The sequence below is a fragment of the Streptomyces sp. NPDC056347 genome (genome assembly GCF_042262625.1).
Classification (GTDB): domain Bacteria; phylum Actinomycetota; class Actinomycetes; order Streptomycetales; family Streptomycetaceae; genus Streptomyces.
On sequence record NZ_JBHJQP010000292.1, the window covers coordinates 1 to 4,900 of the forward strand.

General features: G+C 74.0%; 5 protein-coding genes. All 5 read right to left on the minus strand.

Annotated features, from left to right (window positions below):
- Positions 1 to 125 precede the first annotated feature (125 nt).
- Entirely contained in the window at positions 126 to 1,517 is a 1,392-nt protein-coding gene (gene cseC, locus ACFCV8_RS35390; RefSeq protein ID WP_376689648.1) for a two-component system sensor histidine kinase CseC, read from the minus strand.
- Entirely contained in the window at positions 1,514 to 2,218 is a 705-nt protein-coding gene (gene cseB / locus ACFCV8_RS35395; RefSeq protein WP_376689650.1) for a two-component system response regulator CseB, read from the minus strand. The genes cseC and cseB overlap by 4 nt, the downstream gene beginning before the upstream one ends.
- A 10-nt stretch (positions 2,219 to 2,228) precedes the next feature.
- Entirely contained in the window at positions 2,229 to 3,002 is a 774-nt protein-coding gene (locus tag ACFCV8_RS35400) for a hypothetical protein (RefSeq protein ID WP_376689651.1), read from the minus strand.
- Entirely contained in the window at positions 2,990 to 3,598 is a 609-nt protein-coding gene (locus ACFCV8_RS35405) for a SigE family RNA polymerase sigma factor (protein ID WP_376689653.1), read from the minus strand. The genes ACFCV8_RS35400 and ACFCV8_RS35405 overlap by 13 nt, the downstream gene beginning before the upstream one ends.
- A 198-nt stretch (positions 3,599 to 3,796) precedes the next feature.
- Positions 3,797 to 4,699, minus strand: a complete 903-nt coding sequence (locus ACFCV8_RS35410) for an A/G-specific adenine glycosylase (RefSeq protein WP_376689654.1) — start codon at positions 4,697 to 4,699, stop codon at positions 3,797 to 3,799.
- Positions 4,700 to 4,900 lie beyond the last annotated feature (201 nt).

Below are 4,900 nucleotides of genomic sequence, written 5' to 3' on the forward strand. Positions count from 1 at the left end.
CCCCGGGAGCCTCCCGCCATGTCCGGCACCCGGCTGCGCCTGCTTGCGTCCCGGTGTCCGTTCGCGTTTCTGGACCCGGCTACGTCTGCTTGCGCCCCGGTGCCCGTTCGCGTCTCTGGACCTGGTTACGCCCGCTTGCGTCCCGGCGCCGCCCCCGCGCTGTCGCCTTCCTCGCCGTCGCCGCCCTCCGCGGCCCGCTGCTCCGCCACCGCGAGGACCGGGAAGCTGCCGGTGTTCGTCGGGGCGTGCTCCGGCAGCCACAGCACCGCGATCGCCCCGCCGTCACCCTGCGCCGCCCCCTCCGGCCCCGCGTTGCGGAAGGTCAGCCGGGCCCCGAGGACCCGCGCCTGACCCGCGGCGATGGTCAGCCCGAGGCCGTGCCCGTGCCCCGACCGGTCACTGCTGCCGGTACGGAACCGGCTCGGCCCCTCGCGCAGCAGAGCCGCCGGGAACCCGGGACCGTGGTCGCGGATGCGGACCACCCGGCCCTCGACGGTGACCTCCACCGGGGTGGAGCCGTGCTTGGCGGCGTTGCCCAGCAGGTTCCCGAGGATCCGCTCCAGCCGCCGCGGATCGGTGCTGACGTACGACTCGTGCACCACCCGCACCGTCACGTCCGGGTCCAGTAGCCCGATCCGCCGGCTGACGAACTCGCCCAGCGCCAGCTCCTGGAGCTCGGCCCGCTCCGACGCGCTGTCCAGCCGGGCCACCTCCAGCACGTCCTCGACGAGCGTCCGCATCGCCTGAGCCCGGTCCCGTACCAGCTCGGTCGGGCGGCCCGGGGGCAGCAGCTCGGCCGCGGTGAGCAGCCCGGTCACCGGCGTACGCAGCTCGTGCGCGATGTCCGCGGTCACCCGGCGCTCCGCCTCGATCCGCGCGTTCAGCGCGTCCGTCAGCGCGTCCACCGCACCGGCCAGCTCGTCCGTCTCGTCCTGGACGACCCCGCCGACCGCCTCCCTGACCCGTACATCCGTATTGCCCTGCGCGACCCGGCCCGCCGCGGCCGCCGCCTTGCGCAGCCGGCGCGACAGCTGCCCGCCGATCAGCACGCCCAGCGCACAGCCGCCGAACACCACCGAGACCGAACCGATGATCAGCGCCCGGTCCAGATCGCTCATGATCGTGGAGCTGCGCCCGGCGAACCGGGTGTGCAGCGAGAGCACGTCGCCGTGGCCGACCGGCACCGCCGCCCACACGTCGGGCACCCCCTTGGAGGTCTCCTCGACATGGGTGGCCCGCCGGTTCCTGGAGGTCTCCGCGCGCAGGCTGCGCGGCATCGTCGGGTCGTTGAGCTTGGCGCCGAAGCGGGGGTCGGCCTTCTTCGTCTTCGTCGCCTCGTACAGCAGCTGCGCGTACGTGAGCCGCTCCAGCTGGACCTCGCGGGCGTTCTCCAGCATCGAGACCCGGGCCGCGTTGTGGACGACGAAGCTGAGCGCGACCGCGGTCAGCGCCCCGACCGCGGCGATCGCGATGCTGATCTTCCAGCGGACTCCCGTCCGCAGGGCGAACCGCTTCACGGCCGCAGTTTGTAGCCGAAGCCGCGGACCGTCTCGATCCGGTCCTGGCCGATCTTGGTGCGCAGCCGCTGCACATGGACGTCCACGACCCGGGTGTCACCGCCCCACCCGTAGTCCCAGACCCGCTCCAGGAGCTTGTCGCGGGAGAGCACCGTGCCCGGCGCCGCGGAGAACTCCAGCAGCAGCCGCATCTCGGTCGGCGTCAGCGCCACCCGCTCGCCGCCCCGGTGCACCGCCATGCCCTCGGTGTCGACCTCCAGGTCGCCGAAGACCAGCACCCCGCCCACGTCCTCGGACTCCGGTTCCCCGCCGCCCCCCTGCCCGCCCGAGGCATGACCGAAGCGGCGCAGCACGGCGCGGATACGGGCCACCAGCACCGCCCCGTCGAAGGGCTTGGTGACGTAGTCGTCCGCACCGGCCTCCAGGCCGAGCACCACGTCGATCGAGTCGGCGCGGGCCGACAGCATGATCACGGGCACCGTCGACTCGTCGCGGATGCGGCGGCAGAGGCTGACCCCGTCGAGCCCCGGCACCATCACGTCGAGCAGGGCGATGTCGGGCCGGTTCGCCCGGAAGGCGTCCAGGCCCGAGAGGCCGTCGGGCATGGCGGTCACCGCGAAGCCGTCGCGTTCCAGCGCCAGCTGGGTGGCTTCGCGGATGACGTCGTCGTCCTCGACGAACAGGACGTGGGTCTCGGCCATCGGAATGCTCTCAGTTCCCCGCCGGCTCGGACTCCGGCCCCGGAAGGACGGCTCCGCCGCTGCCGACGGCTCGGTTGAAGTCGTTGTGCACCCGGTCGTGCTCGCTGAACCTGCTGCCCGCCCAGCGGTAGGTGATCACTTCCTCGCCGGAGGGATAGGCGACCGCGTCCTTCTTCTCGTACACCTGGGTCGTCACCACCAGGTCCCCGCGGTCGATGGTCCCGTAGACGGCGGGCTGCTCGATGGCGAACACGTTCCGGTACGAGCCGTTGCCCTCCCGCTGGTACACGTACGTACCGACGCCCACCGAATCGGCGCAGGTCATCACGTTCACCACGACGTCGGCCACCGAACCGCCGGTCAGCGTGCCGTACGAGGTGTCCACCGGGTAGTCGGACCCTGTGCAGGGCTTCAGGTCCGTCCGGACCCGCTCGCTGACCTTGGGGTCGCCCTTGAGCAGCGCCACGGGGTCGACCCGGGCGGCGGGCCGGGCGGAGGAGGACGCCTCGCCGCTCGGCGTGACCTGGGCGACGGGCTGGGTGCCGGCCGGCCCCTCGTCCCGGGTGCCGGTGCCGCCGGTGGAGCAGCCCACGGTGAACAGCCCGAAGGCGGCGAGCCCGACCAGGGTCGTGGCACTCGCCGCCAGGCCGGTCGTACGCCGGCCACGCCGGACGGTGGCCGCGCGGCCACCGCCGGATCTTTCCCCGTCGCGGCCGGCGTCGCGGCCGTCGCCGCGCTCACCTCCGCGCCCGCCGACGTCGCCGCCGGCTGTCAGGCCGCGCAACGCTCCCGCCCCCGTTCGTCCGTATGCCTGCTCACCCGCGCCCGCACCGCGACACGGCCGGCCGGCCGCGGCCGCTCCTCGGCGAGCCGGGCCTCCCTGCTCGCCGCCTCACGGCTCTCCAGCTCCTGGCGCAGCCGTGCCAGCGCACGGTGCAGCGTGCTCTTCACCGTACCGGCCGACATGCCGAGCGCGGCGGCCGTCTCCTCCGTACTCATCTGCTCCCAGTGTCGCAGCACGACGACGCTGCGCTGCTTGGGAGCGAGCACGCCCAGCACGTCCATCAGCAGGGCGCGGTCGGCGCGCTGCTCGGCGCCGTCCTCGACGCTGGCGTCGGGCAGCTGCTCGGTGGGGACCTCGTCCAGCTTGCGGGCCCGCCACCACTCGGTACGGGTGTTGATCATGACGCGGCGGAGGTAGGCGTCGGCCAGGGACTTGTCGGCGATCCCGTCCCAGCGGCCGTACGTGCGGGCCAGGGCGGTCTGGAGCAGGTCCTGCGCGTCGACCGGGTCGGGGACCAGCCGTCGTGCGCTGCGCAGCAGCGCGTCATGCCGAGTGCGTACGTAGTCCTCGAATGCGAGCACCTCGCCCTGCGCCATTTCCAACCGCCTCCGTCCCCGTGGTTCCCCGTAGTGCCGCCGTCAGCGTCCTTCGGTCGGGCTGACGGGGAAAACGCTACGGAGCTGTTGTCACGAGGCTGTGCGGAGCAGCCATACGCCGACGCACGGCTGTCCATCGGTTGTGTAACAGCGAAGGGGAGCCGCGGAGGTGCTCACGGGGGCGGGGACCGGGCGCGGTCAGGTCAGGGGGAGCCGGTACTGCCTGCCGGGCAGCGGTTCGACCAGGCCGTCGGCGACCAGGCCGTCCAGGGCGCGGGCCCGTTGCACGGGCTCGTCCCAGACCACGTCCAGCGCGGACTGCGGAACCGGTGTCACGGCCTCGCGCAGCACGGCCAGCAGCCGCCCGCGGACCTGCCGGTCGGTGCCCGCGTACGTCTGGCCGCGCCGTGGCGGGCCCTGGTGGGCGGGCTTCCCGGCCAGCCGCCAGGCACACTGCTGGGCGATCGGGCAGCGGGTGCAGTCCTCGTTCTTCGCGGTGCAGACCAGGGCGCCGAGCTCCATCGTGGCGGCGGCCCAGCGGGCGGCCCGCTCGTCCTCCTCGGGGAGCAGCGCGCGGGCCAGCCTGCGCTCGGCGGCGGTCGTCGCGTTCGGCGGGTACTGAATGCCGGTCGCGGCCCGTGCGAAGACCCGGCGGACGTTCGTGTCGAGCACCGCGTGCCGCTGCCCGTACGCGAACGAGGCCACCGCCGCCGCGGTGTACTCGCCGATGCCCGGGAGCGCGAGCAGCTGGCCGTGCTCGCTCGGTACGTCGCCGCCGTGGCGTTCCGTTATGGCCTGCGCGGCACCGTGCAGCCGCAGGGCCCGGCGGGGGTAGCCGAGCCGGCCCCAGGCGCGGACCGCCTCACCGGGCGGCTCGGCGGCCAGGTCCGCGGGGCGCGGCCAGCGCTCCAGCCACTGCTCGTACACCGGAAGGACCCGGCTCACGGGGGTCTGCTGGAGCATGAACTCGCTCACCATCACGCCCCAGGCGCCCGCTTCGGGGCGGCGCCAGGGCAGATCACGGGCGTGCTGGTCGAACCATCCGATCACGGGGGAGTGGAGGGCGGTGGGGGTCGTCTGTGTCGCAGTCGTGGCAGTCATCGCCCCTCGATCCTGGCACGGAGGGACGGACAACGGTTCCGCGTACGGCGGTGTCGCCCCGCCGGGGGGCCCTTGGGGTGACAACGCCACCCGTCCGAGACCCGCCGGTCCGGCAACCGGCCCAAGAGCGGCCGGGGCCGGGACGTCCCCGGTCCGTCCGCCCCGGCCGTGCCGATGCCGGGACCCGGCGCCGGCACGGCC